Here is a 22351-nt window from a genome sequence, read left to right as displayed (position 1 = left end):
GGCGATCCGGCGGTGCGGCCCCCCCCGAGGTCACGGACCGGTCTCGCTCCGGTCTCGCGACCGGAAAATCCCCGGTCAGGTGCCCGCGGGGCCCGCGGCGCGCCATAATCTCGCCCCGGTAGTACTACCCAGCGGTACCGACTGTTTTCGGACGTCATGCGCCAGGGGTGGGAGGGCTCACGCTCATGCAGGGCACGGTCGACGGATTCAGCTACGGGATCGTCACGCCGGTGGCGGCCTTCCTCATGGCCTGTCTCGGCGGCGCCCTGGGGCTGAGATGCACGACCCGCTCGCTGCGCCACCGGGAGTCCTTCAAGGCCGGCTGGCTCGCGCTCGGCTCCACGTCCATCGGCACCGGCATCTGGACCATGCACTTCATCGCGATGATGGGCTTCTCGGTCCAGCAGGCGCCGATCGACTACGACCGCCCGATCACCTTCGCCAGCCTCGGCGTCGCCGTCGTCATGGTCGGCGTCGGCATCTTCATCGTCGGCTACCGGGGCGCCACCGCGCTGACCCTCGTCACCGGCGGCACCATCACCGGCCTCGGCGTCGCCACCATGCACTACCTCGGCATGGCCGGCATGCGCCTGCCGGGACGCATCGAGTACGACACCCTCACCGTCGCCCTCTCCGTGGTCATCGCCGTCGTCGCCGCCACCACCGCCCTGTGGGCGGCGGTCTCGGTCCACGGCTTCCTCGCCAGCCTCGGGGCCAGCCTCGTCATGGGCGTCGCCGTCAGCGGCATGCACTACACCGCCATGGCGGCCGTCAGCGTCCACCTGCACGCCGCCCCCGCCGCGGGCGCCGCGGCCGCCACCACCGGGTCGCTGCTGCTGCCCATGCTGATCGGCCCCGCCGTCTTCCTCATCCTGGCCGCCGTCGTCGTCATGTTCGACCCGCTGCTCGTGATGGGCGAGCCCGACTGGCGGCGGACCCCGGCACGCCCCCCGTACCGGCCCGGGGTCCCCGCCCCCCGGCACGTCCCGAGCTACGGCGAGCCCGCGAACTGGACCGCCCGGCCGGCCGGACGCGGCTTCCGCCGCTCCGTCCCGCGCGGCGGACACCGCTCCCAGGACTGGTGACGCGGACCGGCGGCGCCGGCCGACGACCCCCGCCGCGCCCCGGTGGCGCGGCGATCGCACCCCGACTGTCGGTGGCGGGTCGTACGGTGGTGGCATGCGGCCCGTTTCCAAGATCGAACGTTCGGTGGCGCCCTTCGAGGTCGTCTCCTCCTACCAGCCGAGCGGCGACCAGCCGACGGCCATCGCCGAGCTGGACCGGCGCATCCGCGCCGGCGAGAAGGACGTCGTCCTGCTCGGCGCCACCGGCACCGGCAAGTCGGCCACCACGGCCTGGATGATCGAGAAGCTCCAGCGCCCCACCCTGGTGATGGCGCCGAACAAGACCCTGGCCGCCCAGCTGGCGAACGAGTTCCGCGAGCTCCTGCCGAACAACGCCGTCGAGTACTTCGTCTCGTACTACGACTACTACCAGCCCGAGGCGTACGTCCCCCAGTCGGACACCTACATCGAGAAGGACTCCTCGATCAACGAGGAGGTCGAGCGGCTGCGCCACTCCGCGACCAACTCCCTGCTCACCCGCCGGGACGTGGTCGTGGTCGCCTCCGTCTCCTGCATCTACGGCCTCGGCACCCCGCAGGAGTACGTGGACCGCATGGTCCCGCTCAAGGTGGGCGACGAGATCGACCGCGACCAGCTGCTCCGCCGCTTCGTCGACATCCAGTACACGCGCAACGACCTCGCCTTCACCCGCGGCACCTTCCGCGTCCGCGGCGACACCATCGAGATCTTCCCCGTGTACGAGGAGCTCGCCGTCCGCATCGAGATGTTCGGCGACGAGATCGAGGCGCTCTCCACCCTCCACCCGCTCACCGGCGAGATCATCAGCGAGGACCGGCAGCTGTACGTCTTCCCGGCCAGCCACTACGTCGCCGGCCCCGAGCGCATGGAGCGGGCCGTCAACGACATCGAGCGCGAGCTCGACGGGCGCCTGAAGGAGCTGGAGAAGCAGGGCAAGATGCTGGAGGCCCAGCGGCTCCGCATGCGCACCACCTACGACATCGAGATGATGCGCCAGATCGGCTCCTGCTCCGGCATCGAGAACTACTCGATGCACTTCGACGGCCGCGAGCCCGGCTCCCCGCCCCACACCCTCCTCGACTACTTCCCCGAGGACTTCCTCCTCGTCATCGACGAGTCGCACGTCACCGTGCCGCAGATCGGCGCCATGTACGAGGGCGACGCCTCCCGCAAGCGGACCCTCGTCGACCACGGCTTCCGGCTCCCCTCCGCCCTCGACAACCGCCCGCTGAAGTGGGAGGAGTTCCAGGAGCGGATCGGCCAGACCGTCTACCTCTCCGCCACCCCCGGCACCTACGAGCTGTCCCGCGGCGACGGCTTCGTCGAGCAGATCATCCGCCCCACCGGCCTCGTCGACCCCGAGGTCGTCGTCAAGCCCACCGAGGGCCAGATCGACGACCTGGTCCACGAGATCCGGCTGCGCACCGAGCGCGACGAGCGCGTCCTCGTCACCACCCTCACCAAGAAGATGGCCGAGGACCTCACCGACTACTTCCTGGAGCTCGGCATCCAGGTCCGCTACCTCCACAGCGACGTCGACACCCTGCGCCGCATCGAGCTGCTGCGCGAACTGCGCTCCGGCGAGTACGACGTCCTCGTCGGCATCAACCTGCTCCGCGAGGGCCTCGACCTGCCCGAGGTCTCCCTCGTCGCCATCCTCGACGCCGACAAGCAGGGCTTCCTGCGCTCCGGGACCTCCCTCATCCAGACCATCGGCCGCGCCGCGCGCAACGTCTCCGGCCAGGTCCACATGTACGCCGACACCATCACCCCCGCCATGGCCCAGGCCATCGACGAGACCAACCGGCGCCGCGAGAAGCAGGTCGCCTACAACAAGGAGCACGGGATCGACCCCCAGCCGCTCCGCAAGAAGATCAACGACATCGTCGCCACCATCGCGCGCGAGGAGATCGACACCGAGCAGCTGCTCGGCACCGGCTACCGCCAGGGCAAGGACGGCAAGGGTGCCAAGTCGCCGGTGCCCTCGCTCGCCGCGCACGCACCGAAGCCGGGCAAGGGCGCCAAGGCGGCGGCCAAGGGCGGCTCGACGCTGGAGCTCGGCGACCGGCCCGCCGCCGAACTGGCCGCGGTCATCGAGGAGATGACCGAGCGCATGCGCGCCGCCGCCGCCGAGCTGCAGTTCGAGGTGGCCGCCAGGCTGCGGGACGAGGTCGCCGAGCTGAAGAAGGAGCTGCGCCAGATGAAGGAGGCGGGACTGGCGTGACCCGGGGCGGCCCGGTGTGTTGCAAGACCGACACAAAACCGGGCCGCACCCGGCACGTTGTCAGTGGGCCTGCGTAGGGTGCTGCCACAACGACGAGAGGGGCAGCGCGTGACGGTCAACATGACCAAGGGGCAGGCCATCAGCCTGGAGAAGCAGGGCGGGGGCAGCCTCACCCAGGTGCGGATGGGGCTCGGATGGCAGGCGGCGCCGCGCCGAGGACTCTTCGGTTCGCGCACCCGCGAGATCGACCTGGACGCCTCCGCGGTGCTCTTCGCCGAGAAGCAGCCGGTGGACGTGGTCTTCTTCCGTCACCTGGTCAGCGACGACGGCTCCGTCCGCCACACCGGGGACAACCTGGTGGGCGGCGTGGGCCAGGGCGGCGACGACGAGGCCATCCTCGTCGACCTCCAGCGGGTGCCCGTCCACATCGACCAGATCGTCTTCACGGTGAACTCCTTCACCGGGCAGACCTTCCAGGAGGTGCAGAACGCCTTCTGCCGGATCGTCGACGAGACGAACGGCCAGGAGCTCGCGCGCTACACCCTGGACGGCGGCGGCCAGTACACCGCGCAGATCATGGCGAAGGTGCACCGGGTCGGCTCCGGCTGGCAGATGACCGCCCTGGGCAACCCGGCCAACGGCCGCACCTTCCAGGACCTGATGCCGGCGATCCTGCCGCACCTGTAGGCGGACCCGCGGGACCGGCTCCACGGCCCCGCCGCCGCACCGCAGCTCCCGACGGGCACCGGCCCGCCGGGAGCTGTCCCGCATGACCGATCGAAGCGCCGAGGGGAAACAGAGTCCAGATGACGGCCGAGCTGGTCCGGGGGCAGAACCACCCCCTGCCCGACACCCGACTCGAACTCCGGGTCTCCGCCGGACACCCGGTCGTCGCCGGGGCCACCCTCGGCGACGAACGGGGCCGCGTCGCCGGCGCCGAGTGGATCGCCCACCCCGGTGCGCCCGTACGCCCCGGCGTCGAGGTGTCCGGCGCGGTCGCGGCCGAGCACCGGATCGCCGTGGACCTCGCGGCCGTCCCGGAGGCCGTGCACCGGCTCTCCCTGCTGCTCGCCCTGCTGCCCGGCGCGGGCGGCCCGGCCCGCTTCGGCACCGCCGCCGCCCCCTTCGTGGCCGTCGCCGACCCGGCGGGCGCGGCCGTCGCCACGTACACGATCACCGGTCTCGACCGGGAGTCCGCCGTCGTCGCCCTGGAGCTCTACCGCCGTCAGGGCGCCTGGAAGGTCCGCGCGGTCGGGCAGGGGTACGAGGGCGGGCTCGCCGCCCTCCTCGCCGACCAGGGCGCCCCGGCCGCCGCGGACCTCGCCGCCGCCGTCCTCGACGCGGCCGCCCCCGCCGGCGCCCCGGCACCGCCGCCGCTGGTCGCCGAGACCGCCCCGGCCGAGACCGCCCCGGCCGACTCCGCCTCGTCGACCACCACCATCAGCTACTCCCACCCGGGCCGGCGCCCCGCCCCCGCCGCGCGGCCCTCCGCGCCCGCGCCCGGGCAGGGCCCCACCGGAGCCGGAGCCGGAGCCGGGACCGGGACTGGGACCGGAGCCGTACCGCCTCCGCCGGCCGGGCCGCCCGCCGGGCCGCAGGAGTCCCGCCCGGCGCCCGTCGCCGGGGATGCCACCGGCTGGACCATGGACGAGCGGCTCTACAACCAGGTCTGGGGCATGTTCGAGGACCTGGCCCGGACCGTCGCCGCCTACCGCAGCGCCCGCGACTTCGCCGACCACCGCCTCGACCGCGCCGTCGACCAGATCCTCGCCGACCCGGGCACCCGCGTCGGAGGCGCCGGCGAGGCCGCCCGGGCCGCCGCCCGGGCCACGCACGAGGAGCTGATGGGCCGGGCCCAGGAGGTCCTCGACCGGGACCTCGCGCAGCTCGCCGCCGAGTCCGAGGTCGTCGAACCGGCCCTCCCCGTCGCCTACGCCCGCTGGGACAACCCCGCCTGGCACGCCTACCGGATCCCCGAGGAGCCCCCGATGGCGGTCCGCCTCGGCGACCTCCACCTCCCGGAGCGGAGCGACCTCAGGATCCCCTTCCTCGTCCGCCTGCCGCTGGAGCGCGGGCTGTGGGTGGACTCGGGGCCCGGCCGGACCTCGGCCGCCGGACTGCTCGACGAGACCGAGCTGCGCCGCCTCGCCCTGGACAGCGCCGTCGCCCACACCGCCCGGCTGCTCGCCGCCCACCCCGCCGGCGCCCTCACCGTCCACGTGCTCGACCCGGCCGGCGGCGGGGCCGCCGCCTTCGCGCCGCTCGTCGAGACCGGCGTCCTGGCGGCCCCGCCGGCCCGGGCAGCGGCGGGGGTCACCGCCGTCCTGGCGCAGCTCACCGAGCGGGTGGACCTGCTCCAGATGGCGGTGCGCGGCGACGCCTCCGAGGACCTGCCGCCCGGCTTCGACCCGGCGCGCCAGCTGCTCGTCGTCCACGACTTCCCGCACGGCTTCGACGACCGGGCCGTCACCCGGCTGCGCTACCTCGCCGACGAGGGCCCCTCCGTCGGCGTCCACCTGCTGATGGTCGCGGACCGGGCGGACGCCGCCGCGTACGGCCCCGTGCTCGACCCGCTGTGGCGCTCGCTGCTCCGGCTCACCCCCGTGCCCGACGACCATCTCGCCGACCCCTGGGTCGGCCACGCCTGGACGTACGAGCCGCCGACGGTCCCGCCGGGCAGCGCGGTGCTCTGGCAGGTCCTCGGGCAGGTCGCGGAGGCGCGTCGGCGAAACCTCGGCTGACCTGGCCTTTTGGGCCTCCTTTACCCTTCTCTTTACCTTCTCTTGGTCCTTCGGGTACTCTCTTTCCAGCGGAGGGGAGTACTCCCCATGCGCGGCGTACCCGTCAATACGGACGGATCAAGGACATCCGGTCCCGGGGCGTCGGCCCGGCGGTCGTGTCCGCACGCCCCGGGTGGAAGAGACCTCCGGCAGCGACGACGCTGATCAGTAGCCGTACGAAGCCGGAGGCGCAGTGGACGTTTCGATGACCATGTGGGTGCTGACCATTCTCGGTCTGTGTGCCCTGATCGCGGTCGACTTCTTCATCGGGCGCAAGCCCCATGACGTGTCGATCAAGGAAGCCGGAATCTGGACGATCGTCTGGATCGTCCTCGCCGTGCTCTTCGGGCTCGGCCTGCTCATCTGGGGCGACAGTCAGGCGTCCGGAGAGTTCTTCGCCGGTTACATCACGGAGAAGTCCCTCAGCGTCGACAACCTCTTCGTCTTCGTCCTGATCATGGCGAAGTTCGCGGTCCCCTCGCACCTCCAGCAGCGGGTGCTGATGGTGGGCGTGCTGATCGCCCTGGTCCTCCGCGCGATCTTCATCGCCGCGGGCGCCGCGATCATCGCGAACTTCTCCTGGGTCTTCTACATCTTCGGCGCGTTCCTGATCTACACCGCCTGGAAGCTCATCCAGGAGGCGCGCGCCGGTGACGAGGAGGACGACTACGAGGAGAACCGCCTCCTCAAGTCGATCGAGAAGCGCTTCGGGGTGGCCGACCGCTACCACGGCACCAAGCTCTTCGTCCGGGTCAACGGCAAGCGGGTGATGACCCCGCTGATGGTCGTCATGCTCGCCATCGGCACCACCGACATCCTCTTCGCCCTCGACTCCATCCCGGCGATCTTCGGCCTGACCCAGGACCCGTACATCGTCTTCACCGCCAACGCCTTCGCCCTCATGGGCCTGCGCCAGCTGTACTTCCTGATCGGCGGCCTGCTCAAGAAGCTGGTCCACCTCAGCTACGGCCTGTCGGTGATCCTCGGCTTCATCGGCGTCAAGCTGGTGCTGCACGCCCTGCACGAGTCCGGGCTCCACGTCCCCGAGATCTCCATCCCGTTCTCGCTGGCGTTCATCTGCGCGGTCCTGGTCATCACCACGATCACCAGCCTGATCGCCTCGAAGAAGCAGTCCGAGAAGGCCGCAGCCGAGGCCGCCGAGAAGGACGCGGCGGAGCACGGCGCGGACAAGCCCGGCGTCGAGGCCTGATCCCCTCCTCCGACACGACGGCGACGGCCGGCCCGGGCATCCCGCCCGGGCCGGCCGTCGCCGTCTCCGTACGCCGCCGTCAGGCGGGCGCGCCCTCCGCGACCTCCTCGGCGCGGCGCTCCGGCAGCGTCTCCGGGAGCAGGGCGAAGCAGCCGAGGCTCACCAGCGCCACCACGGTCAGATAGGCCGCCACGCCCCACGGCGGCCCCGAGCCGCCGCCCTCCGACAGGGCCGTGGCCACGAGGGGCGTCAGCGCCCCGCCGAGGACCCCCGCCAGGTTGTAGCCCACCGCCGCGCCGGTGCAGCGGACCCGGGGCTCGTACAGCTCCGGGAGGTACGCCGCGACCACCGCGAACATGGTGATGAAGGCCAGCAGCGCGCCCAGGAACCCCAGGAACATCAGCAACGGCTGCCCCGTGTGCAGCAGCGCCACCATCGGGAACATCCACACCGCGGCCCCCGCGCACCCCGCCAGACAGAGCGGCCTGCGCCCCCACCGGTCGCCCAGCAGGGCCAGGAAGGGCGTCACCGCGCCCTTCACGGCCACCGCCGCCATCACGCAGACCAGCATCACCGTGCTGCTCACCCCGAGCCGCTCGGTGCCGTAGGCCAGCGCCCAGGTGGAGACCGTGTAGAAGATCGCGTACCCCACCGCCAGGGCCCCGGCGGTCAGCAGCACCAGCCGCCAGTGGTCGCGCGCCACCTCGGCGAGCGGCGCCCCCGCCCGCCGTCCGGACGCGGACAGCTCCTCGAACTGCGGGGTCTCCGCGAGCGAGGAGCGCAGCAGCAGACCGGCCGCGGCGAGCAGACCCGCCGCCCAGAACGGCACTCGCCAGCCCCAGGACCGGAAGTCGGCGTCGCTCAGCCCGGCGGTGAGCGCCAGCATCACGCCGTTCGCGAGGAGGAAGCCGACCGCCGGGCCGATCTGCGGGAAGCTCGCCCACAGCGCCCGCCGGTGCGGCGGGGCGTGCTCGGCGGTCAGCAGGACGGCCCCGCCCCACTCGCCGCCCAGCCCGAGTCCCTGGAGGAAGCGCAGCAGGAGCAGCAGCAGGGGAGCGGCGACGCCGATCGACTCGTACGTGGGGACGCAGCCGACGGCGACGGTGGCGCAGCCGGTGAGCAGCAGGGAGGCGAAGAGCACCGGCCGGCGTCCGTGCCGGTCCCCGACGTGCCCGAAGAGGACGGAGCCCATGGGGCGGGAGAGGAAGCCGACGGCGAAGGTGCCAAAGGCGGCGAGCGTCCCGGCGAGCGGGGAGAAGGTCGGGAAGAAGAGCGGCCCGAGGACGAGGGCGGCGGCGGTGCCGTAGACGAAGAAGTCGAAGAACTCGACGGCCGTGCCGACGAGCGAGGCGGCGGCGAGCCGGGGCATCGAGGGCGCCGGCCGGGCCGCCGGCGGCGACGGAGGGTGACTGGGGTGCATGTGGCGCCAACTACCCGGCCGCCGTCCGGGTTACGGGGGCGTGCGGGAGCGCCCCCGGCGTCACCGGGGGCGCTTCGGTGCCGGACGGCTCACCAGCCGCGCGCGCGCCACTCCGGGAGGTGGGGGCGCTCGTCACCGAGCGTGGTGTCCTTGCCGTGGCCGGGGTAGACCCAGGTCTCGTCCGGCAGGACGGCGAAGAGCTTGGTCTCGACGTCGTGCAGGAGGCTCGCGAAGGCCTCCGGGTCCTGCCGGGTGTTGCCGACGCCGCCGGGGAAGAGGCAGTCGCCGGTGAGGAGGTGGGGGTGGCCGTGCGGGTCGTCGTAGACCAGCGCGATCGAGCCGGGGGTGTGGCCGACGAGGTGCCGGGCGGTGAGCTCGACCTCGCCCACCCGGATCGTGTCGCCGTCCTCCACGAGGACGTCGGTGGCGACCGGGATGCCCTCCGCGTCGTACGCGCCCGCGTACGTGGTGGCGCCGGTGGCGGCCACCACCTGGGCCAGGGCCTGCCAGTGGTCGGCGTGCCGGTGGGTGGTGACGACGGCGGCGATGCCGTCGTCACCGATCAGCGTGAGCAGGGTCTCCGCGTCGGCGGCCGCGTCGACGAGCAGCTGCCGTCCGGTGGCCCGGCAGCGCAGCAGGTACGCGTTGTTGTCCATCGGGCCGACCGCGACCTTGGAGATCATCAGGTCCTTCAGCTCGTGGACGTCGGCCGGACCGCCCACCCTCACCGCTCCGCTGTACGTCATGGCCTCAGACTAGCCCCGCCCGCCGACGGCGGTCCCGGCAAGGCCGTCTACAGCGGCGGGAGCTGGGGGAGCGGGCCGCCCTCGGTCTTCAGGGCGGAGCCGTCGCGGCGGCCGGCCAGCCAGCCGAGCAGCTCGGGCGCGGGTCCGGAGACGGCCACCGGGCCGCCCTCGGCGCCGCCACCGGTGGTCCACGTCCGGCCGTCGTCGGCGCGCAGCCCGGTGGAGGGGACGTCCGGGTGCCCGGCGAACCGCTCCGCGAGGAAGTCGATCTCCCGGCCGACGAACTCCTCGGGGAGGTCCTCCAGCTCGTAGCCGCAGCCGAGGTCCACGTGGTGCAGGGCCACCTCCACCCAGCGGCGGAAGGGGACCCGGGAGGCGCTGTCGGTGACGCCGTTGCGCAGCTCGACGGTGCGGCTCCAGTCGCCGGGGGCGGCGGTGGCCGCCCTGAAGCGCTCGGCGGTCGCGCGGACGTCGGCGAGCTGGACGTCGAGGGGGCGGGAGGCGTCGCGCTCGATGTCCGCGTCGCGGGTCTCGGCGCTCGCGTACATGGGACGGCCCTCGAAGACGTTCACCAGGGCGTCGGCGTTCCGGGCCAGGTGGGCGAGGACGTGGCCGCGCGTCCAGCCGGGAAGCCGTGACGGCTCGGCGACGGAGGCGTTGTCCCAGGAGGCGGCGTCGGTCAGCAGCCGCTCGGTCGCTTCGTGCAGGGAGGCGAGGTCGCGCTCGTGGTCGATCATGGCGCCGACCCTAGCGCCGACCACTCGTTCGGGTGAAGCAGGCGAGCGATCGCCGGAAATCGAATGTACGTGCTATAGGCTCGATGGAGGCACCTGCACCGAGGAAGCATCCGGCATCCTTGGGCGTTGAGTGCTTGTCGGGTGTTCAGGCACATCCGCTCTCCATCCGCTCTCTCAAGAAAGGTGCGGACCGGCGTGGCCGACCGTCTCATCGTCCGTGGCGCGCGCGAGCACAACCTCAAGAACGTCTCGCTCGACCTCCCCCGTGACTCCCTCATCGTCTTCACCGGGCTCTCGGGATCGGGCAAGTCCTCCCTCGCGTTCGACACGATCTTCGCCGAGGGGCAGCGCCGGTACGTCGAGTCGCTCTCCTCGTACGCACGGCAGTTCCTCGGTCAGATGGACAAGCCGGACGTGGACTTCATCGAGGGTCTCTCGCCCGCCGTCTCCATCGACCAGAAGTCGACCTCGCGCAACCCGCGCTCCACGGTCGGCACCATCACGGAGGTCTACGACTACCTCCGCCTCCTCTTCGCCCGCATCGGCAAGCCGCACTGTCCCGAGTGCCGCCGGCCGATCTCCCGCCAGTCGCCGCAGGCCATCGTCGACAAGGTCCTGGAGCTCCCCGAGGGCAGCCGCTTCCAGGTGCTCTCCCCGCTGGTGCGCGAGCGCAAGGGCGAGTTCGTCGACCTCTTCGCCGACCTCCAGACCAAGGGCTACAGCCGCGCCCGGGTCGACGGGGCGACGATCCAGCTCAGCGAGCCGCCGACGCTCAAGAAGCAGGAGAAGCACACCATCGAGGTGGTCGTCGACCGCCTCACCGTGAAGGAGGGCGCCAAGCGCCGCCTCACCGACTCCGTCGAGACCGCCCTCGGGCTCTCCGGCGGCATGGTCGTGCTCGACTTCGTCGACCTCCCGGAGGACGACCCCGAGCGCGAGAAGATGTACTCGGAGCACCTCTACTGCCCGTACGACGACCTCTCCTTCGAGGAGCTGGAGCCCCGCTCCTTCTCCTTCAACTCGCCCTTCGGCGCCTGCCCCGACTGCACCGGCATCGGCACCCGCATGGAGGTCGACCCCGAGCTGGTCGTCCCCGACGAGGACAAGTCCCTCGACGAGGGCGCCATCCACCCGTGGTCCCACGGCCACACCAAGGAGTACTTCGGCCGGATGATCGACGGGCTCTCCCAGGCCCTCGGCTTCCGCACCGACATCCCCTACGCGGGCCTCCCGCAGCGGGCCAAGAAGGCCCTCATGCACGGCCACAAGACCCAGATCGAGGTCCGCTACCGGAACAGGTACGGCCGCGAGCGCGCCTGGACCAGCCCCGCCTTCGAGGGCGCCGTCTCCTTCGTGAAGCGGCGGCACGGCGAGGCCGAGAGCGACTCCAGCCGGGAGCGCTTCGAGGGCTACATGCGCGAGGTGCCCTGCCCCACCTGCCACGGCACCCGGCTCAAGCCGATCGTGCTCGCGGTCACCGTGATGGAGAAGTCCATCGCCGAGGTCTCCGCGATGTCCATCAGCGACTGCGCCGAGTTCCTGGGCCGGCTCACCCTCAACGCCCGCGACAAGAAGATCGCCGAGCGGGTCCTCAAGGAGGTCAACGAGCGGCTGCGCTTCCTCGTCGACGTCGGCCTCGACTACCTCTCGCTCAACCGCGCGGCCGGCACCCTCTCCGGCGGCGAGGCCCAGCGCATCCGGCTCGCCACCCAGATCGGCTCCGGCCTGGTCGGCGTGCTCTACGTGCTCGACGAGCCGTCCATCGGCCTCCACCAGCGCGACAACCACCGGCTGATCGAGACCCTCGTCCGGCTCCGCGACATGGGCAACACCCTCATCGTCGTCGAGCACGACGAGGACACCATCAAGGTCGCCGACTGGGTCGTCGACATCGGCCCCGGCGCCGGCGAGCACGGCGGCAAGGTCGTCCACTCCGGCACCTTGAAGGAGCTCCTCGCCAACGAGGAGTCGATGACCGGGCAGTACCTCTCCGGCCGCCGGGCGATCCCCACGCCGGACGCCCGCCGCCCCCTCGACCCGGACCGGCTGCTCACCGTCCACGGCGCCCGCGAGAACAACCTGCGGGACATCGACGTCTCCTTCCCGCTGGGCGTCCTCACCGCCGTCACCGGCGTCTCGGGCTCCGGAAAGTCGACGCTGGTCAACGACATCCTCTACACGCACCTGGCGCGCGAGCTGAACGGCGCCAAGACGGTGCCCGGGCGCCACACGCGCGTGGAGGGCGACGACCTCGTCGACAAGGTCGTGCACGTCGACCAGTCGCCGATCGGCCGCACCCCGCGCTCGAACCCGGCGACGTACACCGGCGTCTTCGACCACGTCCGCAAGCTCTTCGCGGAGACGATGGAGGCGAAGGTGCGGGGCTACCTCCCCGGCCGCTTCTCCTTCAACGTCAAGGGCGGCCGCTGCGAGAACTGCTCCGGCGACGGCACGATCAAGATCGAGATGAACTTCCTCCCGGACGTGTACGTGCCGTGCGAGGTCTGCCACGGGGCCCGGTACAACCGGGAGACCCTGGAGGTCCACTACAAGGGCAAGTCCATCGCCGAGGTCCTGGACATGCCGATCGAGGAGGCCCTCGGCTTCTTCGAGGCCGTCCCCACGATCGCCCGCCACCTGCGGACGCTCAACGAGGTCGGACTCGGCTACGTGCGCCTCGGGCAGTCGGCCCCGACGCTCTCCGGCGGCGAGGCGCAGCGCGTCAAGCTCGCGTCCGAGCTCCAGAAGCGGTCGACCGGCCGCACGGTCTACGTCCTGGACGAGCCGACCACCGGTCTGCACTTCGAGGACATCTCGAAGCTGATCAAGGTGCTGTCCGGTCTGGTGGACAAGGGCAACTCGGTGATCGTCATCGAGCACAACCTCGACGTCATCAAGACCGCCGACTGGATCATCGACATGGGGCCCGAGGGCGGCAGCGGCGGCGGCGTGGTCGTCGCCGAGGGCACCCCGGAGGAGGTCGCCTCGGAACCGGCCAGCCACACCGGCAAGTTCCTCCGCGAGATCCTCGGCGCCGACCGCGTCAGCGACGCGGGGGCGCCCGCGCCGCGCGGGACGGCGAAGAGGGCGGCGGCGAAGAAGACGGCGGCCAAGAAGGCCCCGGCCCGGAAGACGGCCGCCAAGGCCGCCGAGGCGGCGCCCTCGAAGGCCGCGAAGAAGTCGGGTGCCGCCACCTCGGCGAAGGCGGCGCCGGCCAAGAAGGCGACGGCCCGCACCCGCAAGGCGTGACGCCGCCGCCGGGCTGTCCGGGAAGCCCGGACAGCCCGGCGGGCGCGCCTGCGTCGGCGTGGGCCGCGCTCGCCCCTGCGCGGGGCGCGCCTGCGGTGGCGCGGGCTGCGCCCGCGCGGGGCGTGCGGGTTCGGGGTCGGTCGAAACCGCACGAAACGGCGCGGGTATCGTCGGGGCAGACCAACGTCCCCCGCCCCCGTGGAGAGCGATCATGTCCGGCCAGTCCACCCGCCGCACCGTCCTGAAGGGTGCCGCGCTCGCCGGTGCCGCCGGGCTGGGAGTCGCCGCCTGCTCCACCGACTCCAAGCTGGGCCACGCCCAGGTGCCGACGCCGACCGCGCCGGTCGCCCTCGGCTCGCCCGACGAGGTCCCGGTCGGCGGCGCGAAGCTCTTCCGCGAGCAGCGGGTGCTGGTCAGCTGCCCCGCCAAGGGCGAGTACAAGGCCTTCAGCGCCCAGTGCACCCACGCGGGCTGCGTCCTCGACAAGATCGAGGACAACGAGGGCAACTGCCCCTGCCACGGCAGCCGCTTCGACGTCACCACCGGCAAGGCCCTCAAGGGCCCCGCCACCGTCCCGCTCCCCCCGGTCGAGGTCCGCGTGGAGGACGGCAAGCTGGTCGCCGGACCGAAGACCGCGCCCTCCGCCTGAACGGCAGGCCCGTGAGCCGGCCCGCCCGGCTCACTCCCAGTCCCAGTCGATCCCCAGGATCCCGGGACGCACCCCCTGCTCCACCAGGTGCACCGTGCGGTGCCGGCCGCCGAGCGTCAGCTCCGTCCGGCCGCCGCGCGGCGCCCCCGCCGACGCCTGGGCGAAGCGCCGGCACCGCACGGGCAGCGCCGCCTCGTCGAAGGCGACCTGGAGCACGTACTGCCCGCCCGCGAAGCTGAAGCCCCGCAGGTACTCGCCGCTCGGCCCGGCCGTCCCGTCCTCGAAGCCGTACGAGAACAGATGGGTGTCCCCGGCCCGCAGCCGCGCGTCGAAGAGCAGCTCGGCGACGACCACCCCCGTCTCCGCGTCCCCCCGCACCCGCCCCGTGCGGCAGTTCTCCACCGCCCGCACCCGCACCCGCGCCGGGTCGCAGCCCGGGTCGCCGTGGTGGATGGCGAGGTAGCGGTCGACCCCGTCCCGGTGCGCGCGCACCACGTGCTGCGACTCGCGCCCCACCAGCTCCCGGCCCGGCCCGATCCGCACCCGCTCGTGGTGGCCCACCGTGTGCAGCCCGCCGTCCGCCGGCGACTCCAGCTCCGCGAACAGCTCCTCCACCGCGCCCGAGGCCTCCACCAGCGAGCGGTACGAGCGGGCCGCCGGCCGCTCCACCCCCTCCCGGGCCGCCGCGTCCTCCGCGAGCAGCCGCAGCAGCGAGTTCCCCGGCAGCTGGAGCACCTCCTCCAGCGCACGGACCGCCTTCAGCGACTCCGGCCGCTGCGGCCGCCGGGCGCCCTGCTGCCAGTAGCTCAGCGAGGTCACCCCGACCTTGACGCCCCGGTGGGCGAGATGGTGCTGGACCCGCTGGAGCGGCAGCCCGCGCACGGCCAGCGCGGTGCGCAGCGCCAGGTGGAAGGGGCCGGTGTGCAGCAGCTGCACCAGATCGGCCTCGGTGTGGCTCACACGGGCTCCTCGGTGTCCTCGGTGTCTCGGGCGTCTTCTGCGTCTGCGGGGTCCGGGGCTTCCGGGCTTCCCGGGCGCGCGCGGTGAACGTTCACGCCCGGAACGCGGGCCGCCGGGGCCCGGACGGCGGGCGGGCAGGTGGACGGCGGCCGCGCGTTCACACCCGCGCCACACCGTTCACAGCCCGATGTCACCCCGCATTGAAGCGTGTTGACCCGCTCCCGACAACGACCGATGCTCCAAGCGGTGTCCGGACGCCACCCCCACGCATCCCCAACCCCCGCACTGGGAGGAAACCCCATGCGCAGACGACTCCAGAACGGGAGGAGGGGCCTCGTGGCGTTCGCCGCCGCCGCGCTGCTCCTCGTCCCCACCGCGGCCTCGGCGTCCGCCGCGCCGGCCACCGACACGGCGCCGGCGCCCGCCGCCGTCCTCGCCGCCAAGCGCCTGGACATCACCATGCAGGCCCAGCAGAAGACCAACTGGTGCTGGGCGGCCGCCGGGAACACCATCGCCACCTGGTTCGGCCGCGGCTACAGCCAGAACCAGTTCTGCAACGCCGCCTTCCAGCGCCAGCAGGGCTACGACTGCCCCAACTGGCAGGCCACCCTCGGCAACGTCCAGACCGGCCTCGCCTGGGCGGGCGTCAGCCCCGGCTCGTACGTCGACGGCTGGCTGCGCTACTCCACCGTCCAGACCGAGATCAACGCGAACCGGCCCGTCGAGACCCGCATCCAGTGGTCGAGCGGCGGCGGCCACATGCACGTGGTGTACGGCTACGACGACGCGAACAGCTGGGTCTACTGGGGCGACCCGTGGCCTTCCAGCAATCGCTACAACTGGGCCTCCCACGCGTGGTACGTCAACAACGGATCCTTCTCCTGGACCCACTCGCTCTACCGGATCGGGGCGTGACCATGACCACCACGGCACTCGTGACCGGAGCCGCCGCCGCGCTCCTCGCCCTCGGCGCGGCGACCCCCGCCGCCGCGTCGGCCGGCGAGCCGCTGCCGACCGCGCCGACCGCGGAGCAGGCCGCCGCCGCGCCGGAGACGCTGGCCACCCTCGGCCGCTTCTTCGCCCGCGACGGGGCGCTCGCCCGCACCGCCGCGGCGCCCCGGATATCCGGCGCGTCCGTCCCGGTGCGGGTCCTCTCCGCGGACTTCGTCGCCGGAACGGCGGGCGCGCCCGTGGCCCGCGAGGAGTTCCGGGCCAGCCTCGCCGTCGCCGCCGACGGGCAGAAGGCGTCCCTGTGGACGGTGCGGAGCCCCGCCGGCTGGCAGGTGGTGAACATCGCCACCGGGGACGACGAGTTCCGGTACGCGCGCGAAGGGGCCCGGAAACTCCCCGGGGGCCTCGTCTTCCGCGAACCGCAGATCGACGCCTGGTACGTCCAGAAGGGCGCGAAGGTGCTGCCGCTGGACGAGGACGCCGTGACGGCCGTCGGCAGGAACGGGACCACCCTCGCCGCCTACCGCGACCGCGTCACGCGCGCGTACGCCGACAAGCTCCCCGGCTCCGCGTACGCCCGCAAGGGCGCGGCCGGCGGCTACGCACCCGGGGCGGCCCCGGCCCCGGGGGCCCGCGCCGCGGAGCAGCCGGCGCCCCGGGCCGCCGAGGCCCCCCGTCACCAGCCCGCCGCGGCCACCGCCGCCTCCACGGTCGCCGCCTTCGGTGCCGTGGCCGCCCTCGCCCTCATAGGCGCCGCCGCCCTCCGCCGCCGCGCGGCCGCCCGCCGCGCCCGGGAGTCCTGACCCCGGGCCGCCGCGACGGGGCAGGCCGCGCCCGGCCGCGCCCCGTCGCCCCCTCCCCGCCCGCGCCCCGGCCCACGAGGCCACGCCGGCAGCACCGCACGGCCCGGACCGCCCACGAGGCGCCCGGGCCCCCGGCGCACCCCGCCCACGCCCCGCCCCGGCCGCCGGCGCGACCCGCCCCGGCCACCGGCGCACGACGCCCCGGCCACCGACCGCAAGCCGCCCGCGCTCCCGTCTCCCACCCCCGGCGCGCCCCGCCCCCCACCACCGGCGCGCCCCGCCCCGGCCCTCAGCGCGCGGACCCCCGCCACCGGTGCGCGCCGCCCCCGTACGGCTCCGGCGGCGGCCGCCCCGTCCGCCGTACGGACTCCGCTTCCCCCGCCCCGGCGGGCCCGCCGGGGCCCGTCCCCCGGGGGTCCGCGCGCCCGCCCTCGGTGTCGGCCGGCGCCAGTAGGGTGGGCGCATGGCCGACCCCACCACCTACCGCCCCGCGCCGGGGCAGATCCCCGACACGCCGGGCGTCTACAAGTTCCGGGACGAGCACCGGCGGGTGATCTACGTCGGGAAGGCGAAGTCGCTCAGGCAGCGGCTGGCGAACTACTTCCAGCCGCTCGCGAGCCTGCACCCGCGGACCGCCACCATGGTGACCACGGCCGCCTCCGTGGAGTGGACGGTCGTCTCGACCGAGGTCGAGGCGCTCCAGCTGGAGTACTCCTGGATCAAGGAGTACGACCCCCGGTTCAACGTGAAGTACCGGGACGACAAGAGCTACCCCTACCTCGCGGTCACGCTGAACGAGGAGTTCCCGCGCGTCCAGGTCATGCGCGGGCACAAGAAGAAGGGCGTGCGGTACTTCGGGCCGTACGCGCACGCGTGGGCGATCCGCGAGACCGTCGACCTGATGCTGCGGGTCTTCCCGGTCCGCACCTGCTCGGCGGGCGTCTTCCGGAACGCCGCCTCCGTCGGCCGGCCCTGCCTGCTCGGTTACATCGGCAAGTGCTCGGCCCCCTGCGTCGGCCGGGTCACCCCGCAGGAGCACCGCGAACTGGCCGACGACTTCTGCGACTTCATGGCCGGCCGCACCGGCACGTACATCCGCCGCCTGGAGAAGGAGATGGCGGCGGCGGCCGAGGAGATGGAGTACGAGAGGGCCGCCCGGCTCCGCGACGACGCGGAGGCGCTGCGCCGGGCCATGGAGAAGAGCGCCGTCGTCCTCGCCGACGCCACCGACGCCGATCTCGTCGCCCTCGCCGAGGACGAGCTGGAGGCCGCCGTCCAGATCTTCCACGTCCGCGGCGGGCGCGTCCGCGGCCAGCGCGGCTGGGTCACCGACAAGGTCGAGGCCGTCGACACCGCCGGGCTCGTCGAGCACGCCCTCCAGCAGCTGTACGGCGAGGAGAGCGGCGACGCCGTCCCCAAGGAGGTCCTGGTCCCGGCCCTGCCGGACGACGCCGCGGCCGTCACCGAGTGGCTCTCCGGCCGCCGAGGCTCCCAGGTCTCCCTGCGGATCCCGCAGCGCGGCGACAAGAAGGACCTGATGGCGACCGTCGCGCGCAACGCCCAGCAGGCCCTGGTGCTGCACAAGACCAGGCGCGCCAGCGACCTCACCACCCGCTCCCGGGCCCTGGAGGAGATCGCCGAGGCCCTGGACCTGGGGTCGGCGCCGCTGCGCATCGAGTGCTTCGACATCTCCCACCTCCAGGGCGAGGACGTCGTCGCCTCCATGGTCGTCTTCGAGGACGGCCTGCCCCGCAAGAGCGAGTACCGCCGCTTCCAGATCAAGTCCTTCGAGGGCCAGGACGACGTCCGCTCCATGCACGAGGTGATCGGCCGCCGCTTCCGGCGCTACCTCGCGGAGAAGGAGAAGACGGGGGAGTGGGGCGAGGACGGCGAGGTCGCCGTCGACGAGGCCGGCGACGACGGCCGCCCCAAGCGCTTCGCCTACCCGCCGCAGCTCGTCGTCGTCGACGGCGGGCAGCCGCAGGTCGCCGCCGCCCGCCGCGCCCTGGACGAGCTCGGCATCGACGACGTCGCCGTCTGCGGCCTCGCCAAGCGCCTGGAGGAGGTCTGGCTGCCCGGCGAGGACGACCCGGTCGTGCTGCCCCGCTCCAGCGAGGGCCTCTACCTCCTCCAGCGGGTCCGTGACACGGCTCACGATTTCGCCATCCGCTACCAGCGCTCCAAGCGGACCAAACGGCTCCGGAGCAGCCCGCTGGACGCCGTCCCCGGCCTCGGCGACACGCGCAAGCAGGCCTTGATCAAGCACTTCGGCTCGGTGAAGCGGCTGAAGCAGGCGACAATCGAGCAGATCTGTGAGGTCCCCGGCTTCGGCCGGAAGACCGCGGAGGCGGTCGCCGTGGCCCTGGCCCGGGCGACCCCCGCCGCACCCGCCGTGAACACGGCCACAGGAGAGATCATGGAAGACGACGGGGGCACCACCGCATGACCGACCGCCACCCCGGCGACGGGCACCACACGCACGACGGGCACCACCGAGAAGACGGAGCAGGACACGTGAGTACGGGCACGAAGGAGACCGCGGGCGACAACGGCGCCGAGGCGGCCATCCCCGAGCTGGTGATCATCTCCGGCATGTCCGGAGCCGGCCGTTCCACCGCGGCGAAGTGTCTGGAGGACCTGGGCTGGTTCGTCGTCGACAACCTGCCGCCCGCGCTGATCCCCACCATGGTGGAGCTCGGCGCCCGCTCCCAGGGCAACGTCGCCCGCATCGCGGTCGTCGTCGACGTCCGCGGCCGCCAGTTCTTCGACGCCCTGCGCGAGTCCCTCGCCGACCTCGACGCCAAGCAGGTCACCCGCCGGATCGTCTTCCTGGAGTCCTCCGACGAGGCCCTGGTCCGCCGCTTCGAGTCGGTCCGCCGCCCCCACCCGCTCCAGGGCGACGGCCGCATCGTCGACGGCATCGCCGCCGAGCGCGACCTGCTGCGCGAGCTGCGCGGCGACGCCGACCTGGTCATCGACACCTCCAGCCTCAACGTCCACGAACTGCGCGCCAAGATGGACGCCCAGTTCGCCGGCGAGGAGGAGCCCGAGCTGCGGGCCACCGTCATGTCCTTCGGCTTCAAGTACGGCCTCCCGGTCGACGCCGACCTCGTCGTCGACATGCGCTTCCTGCCCAACCCGCACTGGGTCCCCGAGCTGCGCCCGTACACCGGCCTCAACGAGGAGGTGGCGAACTACGTCTACAACCAGCCCGGCGCCAAGGAGTTCCTGGACCGCTACACCGAGCTGCTCCAGCTGATCGCCGCCGGCTACCGCCGCGAGGGCAAGCGGTACGTCACCATCGCCGTCGGCTGCACCGGCGGCAAGCACCGCTCCGTCGCCACCGCCGAGAAGCTCGCCGCCCGCATCGCCGCCGAAGGCGTGGAGACGGTGGTCGTCCACCGCGACATGGGGCGCGAGTGAAGCCGTACCGTCGGCGCTCCTCCTCCACCCTGTCGGTGCGGCGGACGCTCCGCAGGCGCGGCGCCCAGCCGAAGGTCGTCGCCCTCGGCGGCGGCATGGGCCTCTCCGCCTCCCTCGCCGCCCTGCGGCGCATCACCGGCGACCTCACGGCCGTCGTCACCGTCGCCGACGACGGGGGATCCAGCGGCCGGCTCCGCGAGGAGCTGGGCGTGCTGCCCCCGGGCGACCTGCGCAAGGCGCTCGCCGCGCTCTGCGGCGACGACGACTGGGGCCAGACCTGGGCCCGGGTCATCCAGCACCGTTTCCAGTCCAAGGGCGAGATGGGCGGCCACGCCGTCGGCAACCTGCTGATCGTCGCCCTCTGGGAGCAGCTGGGCGGCGACCCCGTGCAGGCCCTCGACCTGGTCGGCCGGCTGCTCGGAGCCCAGGGCCGGGTGCTGCCCATGTCCGCCGTGCCGCTGGAGCTCCAGGCCCTGGTCAGAGGGCACGACCCGGAGCGCCCGGACGACGTGGACACCGTGTGCGGGCAGGCCACCGTCGCCCTCACCCCGGGCGAGGTGCAGTCCGTGCACCTGGTGCCGCACGACCCGCCGGCCGTGCCGGAGGCCGTCGCCGCGGTCCTGGACGCGGACTGGGTCGTCCTCGGCCCGGGCTCCTGGTTCTCCTCGGTGATCCCGCACCTGCTCGTGCCCGAACTGCTCGACGCGCTGATCGAGACCAAGGCCCGCAAGGTGCTCTCGCTGAACCTCGCGCCCCAGCCCGGAGAAACAGAGGGCTTCTCACCGCAGCGTCATTTGGAGGTTTTGGGACGACACGCCCCTAAACTCGCCCTGGACGTGGTGCTGGCCGACGAGGCCGCCGTGCCCGACGTGTCAGCCAGGGAACCCCTCGTCGACGCCGCCAAGCGGCTCGGCGCCGCGCTGGAGCTGGCGCCGGTGGCCCGTGCCGACGGCTCTCCGAAGCACGACCCGGAGCGCCTGGCCGCCGCGTACGACCGTATTTTTCGGATGCATGGAAGGATCGGCCCATGGCGATGACGGCAGCGGTGAAGGACGAGATCTCCCGGCTCCCCGTCACCCGGACCTGCTGCAGGAAGTCGGAGGTCTCGTCGATCCTGCGGTTCGCGGGCGGTCTGCACCTGGTGAGCGGGCGCATCGTGATCGAGGCGGAACTCGACACGGCGATGGCGGCCCGGCGGCTGAAGCGGGACATCCTGGAGATCTTCGGGCACAGCTCGGAGCTGATCGTGATGGCCCCCGGCGGGCTGCGGCGCGGCTCCCGCTTCGTGGTGCGCGTGGTTGCGGGCGGCGACCAGCTGGCCCGCCAGACGGGCCTGGTCGACGGCCGGGGCCGCCCCATCCGGGGCCTCCCGCCGCAGGTGGTCTCCGGCGCCACCTGTGACGCCGAGGCGGCCTGGCGGGGCGCCTTCCTCGCCCACGGCTCGCTGACCGAGCCCGGCCGCTCCTCCTCCCTGGAGGTCACCTGCCCCGGCCCGGAGGCCGCGCTCGCCCTGGTCGGCGCCGCCCGCCGGCTCTCCATCGCGGCCAAGGCCCGCGAGGTCCGCGGGGTGGACCGGGTCGTGGTCCGCGACGGCGACGCCATCGGCGCCCTGCTCACCCGGCTCGGCGCGCACGAGTCGGTGCTGGCCTGGGAGGAGCGGCGGATGCGCCGCGAGGTCCGGGCCACCGCCAACCGGCTGGCCAACTTCGACGACGCCAACCTGCGCCGCTCGGCCCGCGCGGCCGTCGCCGCCGGAGCCCGGGTGCAGCGCGCCCTGGAGATCCTGGCGGACGAGGTGCCCGAGCACCTCGCGGCGGCCGGCCGGCTGCGCATGGAGCACAAGCAGGCCTCCCTGGAGGAGCTGGGCGCGCTCGCCGACCCGCCGCTCACCAAGGACGCGGTGGCCGGCCGGATCCGCCGGCTGCTCGCCATGGCCGACAAGCGGGCGCAGGACCTGGGCATCCCCGGCACCGAGTCGAACCTGACGGAGGAGCTGGACGAGAGCCTGGTCGGCTGAGCCCGGCCCCCGGCCCGCGCGGCCCCCGCCCCTCCGGGGACGGGGGCCGCTGCCGTACCGGAGGCCGTTCCCGTACCGG

Annotated in this window: 17 protein-coding genes; 13 read left to right on the top strand and 4 right to left on the bottom strand. The window is 73.3% G+C overall.

The window, feature by feature from the left end; genetic code table 11:
* Nucleotides 1–185 precede the first annotated feature (185 nt).
* From ACFW6A_RS00655 to ACFW6A_RS00635, 5 genes are all read left to right on the top strand, one after another.
* A complete protein-coding gene (locus ACFW6A_RS00655) occupies nt 186–1085 on the top strand; it encodes an MHYT domain-containing protein (protein ID WP_351851305.1) in 900 nt (299 codons plus the stop codon).
* A 94-nt stretch (nt 1086–1179) separates the two neighbouring features.
* Complete coding sequence (gene uvrB, locus ACFW6A_RS00650; RefSeq protein ID WP_351851307.1) at nt 1180–3327, top strand: excinuclease ABC subunit UvrB; 2148 nt, start codon at nt 1180–1182, stop codon at nt 3325–3327.
* Nucleotides 3328–3435: 108 nt separating this feature from the next.
* Nucleotides 3436–4014, top strand: a complete 579-nt coding sequence (locus ACFW6A_RS00645) for a TerD family protein (RefSeq protein WP_043219333.1) — start codon at nt 3436–3438, stop codon at nt 4012–4014.
* Between the two features lie 119 nt (nt 4015–4133).
* Nucleotides 4134–6068, top strand: coding sequence for a TerD family protein (locus ACFW6A_RS00640; RefSeq protein WP_386638005.1), 1935 nt, complete (start codon nt 4134–4136; stop codon nt 6066–6068).
* 232 nt (nt 6069–6300) lie between these two features.
* Entirely contained in the window at nt 6301–7317 is a 1017-nt protein-coding gene (locus ACFW6A_RS00635; protein ID WP_351851312.1) for a TerC family protein, read from the top strand.
* Between the two features lie 79 nt (nt 7318–7396).
* On the opposite strand, the gene ACFW6A_RS00630 is transcribed toward ACFW6A_RS00635, so the two are convergent.
* From ACFW6A_RS00630 to ACFW6A_RS00620, 3 genes are all read right to left on the bottom strand, one after another.
* Nucleotides 7397–8686, bottom strand: coding sequence for an MFS transporter (locus tag ACFW6A_RS00630; protein WP_351851325.1), 1290 nt, complete (start codon nt 8684–8686; stop codon nt 7397–7399).
* A gap of 140 nt (nt 8687–8826) precedes the next feature.
* On the bottom strand, nt 8827–9483 hold the full coding sequence (locus tag ACFW6A_RS00625; RefSeq protein WP_351851314.1) for an MBL fold metallo-hydrolase: 657 nt from the start codon (nt 9481–9483) through the stop codon (nt 8827–8829).
* A gap of 47 nt (nt 9484–9530) precedes the next feature.
* Nucleotides 9531–10220, bottom strand: a complete 690-nt coding sequence (locus ACFW6A_RS00620; RefSeq protein ID WP_351851317.1) for a maleylpyruvate isomerase family mycothiol-dependent enzyme — start codon at nt 10218–10220, stop codon at nt 9531–9533.
* Nucleotides 10221–10415: 195 nt separating this feature from the next.
* On the opposite strand from ACFW6A_RS00620, the gene uvrA reads away from it, so the two are divergent.
* Together uvrA and ACFW6A_RS00610 are read left to right on the top strand one after the other, a co-directional pair.
* The gene (gene uvrA, locus ACFW6A_RS00615) at nt 10416–13469 is read left to right on the top strand and encodes an excinuclease ABC subunit UvrA (RefSeq protein WP_386638001.1); all 3054 of its coding nucleotides are present in this window, start codon (nt 10416–10418) and stop codon (nt 13467–13469) included.
* Between the two features lie 211 nt (nt 13470–13680).
* Complete coding sequence (locus ACFW6A_RS00610; protein ID WP_351857286.1) at nt 13681–14118, top strand: Rieske (2Fe-2S) protein; 438 nt, start codon at nt 13681–13683, stop codon at nt 14116–14118.
* 30 nt (nt 14119–14148) lie between these two features.
* Here the strand turns inward: ACFW6A_RS00610 and ACFW6A_RS00605 are convergent, their stop codons facing one another.
* Complete coding sequence (locus ACFW6A_RS00605) at nt 14149–15078, bottom strand: hypothetical protein (protein ID WP_351857284.1); 930 nt, start codon at nt 15076–15078, stop codon at nt 14149–14151.
* Between the two features lie 300 nt (nt 15079–15378).
* On the opposite strand from ACFW6A_RS00605, the gene ACFW6A_RS00600 reads away from it, so the two are divergent.
* The 6 genes from ACFW6A_RS00600 (at nt 15379) to whiA (ending at nt 22272) form a co-directional block, all read left to right on the top strand.
* Nucleotides 15379–15993, top strand: coding sequence for a papain-like cysteine protease family protein (locus tag ACFW6A_RS00600; protein WP_351857281.1), 615 nt, complete (start codon nt 15379–15381; stop codon nt 15991–15993).
* A 2-nt stretch (nt 15994–15995) separates the two neighbouring features.
* A complete protein-coding gene (locus ACFW6A_RS00595; RefSeq protein ID WP_386637998.1) occupies nt 15996–16832 on the top strand; it encodes a hypothetical protein in 837 nt (278 codons plus the stop codon).
* A 463-nt stretch (nt 16833–17295) separates the two neighbouring features.
* The gene (gene uvrC / locus ACFW6A_RS00590) at nt 17296–19278 is read left to right on the top strand and encodes an excinuclease ABC subunit UvrC (protein WP_386637995.1); all 1983 of its coding nucleotides are present in this window, start codon (nt 17296–17298) and stop codon (nt 19276–19278) included.
* Nucleotides 19275–20255, top strand: a complete 981-nt coding sequence (gene rapZ, locus ACFW6A_RS00585; protein ID WP_319011115.1) for an RNase adapter RapZ — start codon at nt 19275–19277, stop codon at nt 20253–20255. The genes uvrC and rapZ overlap by 4 nt, the downstream gene beginning before the upstream one ends.
* Nucleotides 20252–21292, top strand: coding sequence for a uridine diphosphate-N-acetylglucosamine-binding protein YvcK (yvcK, locus tag ACFW6A_RS00580; protein ID WP_351842331.1), 1041 nt, complete (start codon nt 20252–20254; stop codon nt 21290–21292). The genes rapZ and yvcK overlap by 4 nt, the downstream gene beginning before the upstream one ends.
* On the top strand, nt 21283–22272 hold the full coding sequence (gene whiA / locus ACFW6A_RS00575) for a DNA-binding protein WhiA (RefSeq protein ID WP_031002759.1): 990 nt from the start codon (nt 21283–21285) through the stop codon (nt 22270–22272). The genes yvcK and whiA overlap by 10 nt, the downstream gene beginning before the upstream one ends.
* Nucleotides 22273–22351: the final 79 nt, after the last annotated feature.

Origin of the sequence: Streptomyces sp. NPDC058758, assembly GCF_042746075.1 — a bacterium.
Classification (GTDB): domain Bacteria; phylum Actinomycetota; class Actinomycetes; order Streptomycetales; family Streptomycetaceae; genus Streptomyces.
The sequence above is the reverse complement of the archived record's forward strand: the minus strand, read 5'-3'. Positions and strand labels throughout refer to the sequence as shown.

Bases quoted from the DNA above. Each gene is read 5' to 3' on its own strand.
- rapZ (WP_319011115.1), top strand. From the start codon at position 19,275: ATGACCGACCGCCACCCCGGCGACGGGCACCACACGCACGACGGGCAC.
- ACFW6A_RS00610 (WP_351857286.1), top strand. From the start codon at position 13,681: ATGTCCGGCCAGTCCACCCGCCGCACCGTCCTGAAGGGTGCCGCGCTC.
- uvrC (WP_386637995.1), top strand. From the start codon at position 17,296: ATGGCCGACCCCACCACCTACCGCCCCGCGCCGGGGCAGATCCCCGAC.
- whiA (WP_031002759.1), top strand. From the start codon at position 21,283: ATGGCGATGACGGCAGCGGTGAAGGACGAGATCTCCCGGCTCCCCGTC.
- ACFW6A_RS00630 (WP_351851325.1), bottom strand. From the start codon at position 8,686: ATGCCCCGGCTCGCCGCCGCCTCGCTCGTCGGCACGGCCGTCGAGTTC.
- ACFW6A_RS00595 (WP_386637998.1), top strand. From the start codon at position 15,996: ATGACCACCACGGCACTCGTGACCGGAGCCGCCGCCGCGCTCCTCGCC.
- ACFW6A_RS00640 (WP_386638005.1), top strand. From the start codon at position 4,134: ATGACGGCCGAGCTGGTCCGGGGGCAGAACCACCCCCTGCCCGACACC.
- uvrB (WP_351851307.1), top strand. From the start codon at position 1,180: ATGCGGCCCGTTTCCAAGATCGAACGTTCGGTGGCGCCCTTCGAGGTC.
- ACFW6A_RS00600 (WP_351857281.1), top strand. From the start codon at position 15,379: ATGCGCAGACGACTCCAGAACGGGAGGAGGGGCCTCGTGGCGTTCGCC.
- ACFW6A_RS00620 (WP_351851317.1), bottom strand. From the start codon at position 10,220: ATGATCGACCACGAGCGCGACCTCGCCTCCCTGCACGAAGCGACCGAG.
- ACFW6A_RS00655 (WP_351851305.1), top strand. From the start codon at position 186: ATGCAGGGCACGGTCGACGGATTCAGCTACGGGATCGTCACGCCGGTG.
- ACFW6A_RS00625 (WP_351851314.1), bottom strand. From the start codon at position 9,483: ATGACGTACAGCGGAGCGGTGAGGGTGGGCGGTCCGGCCGACGTCCAC.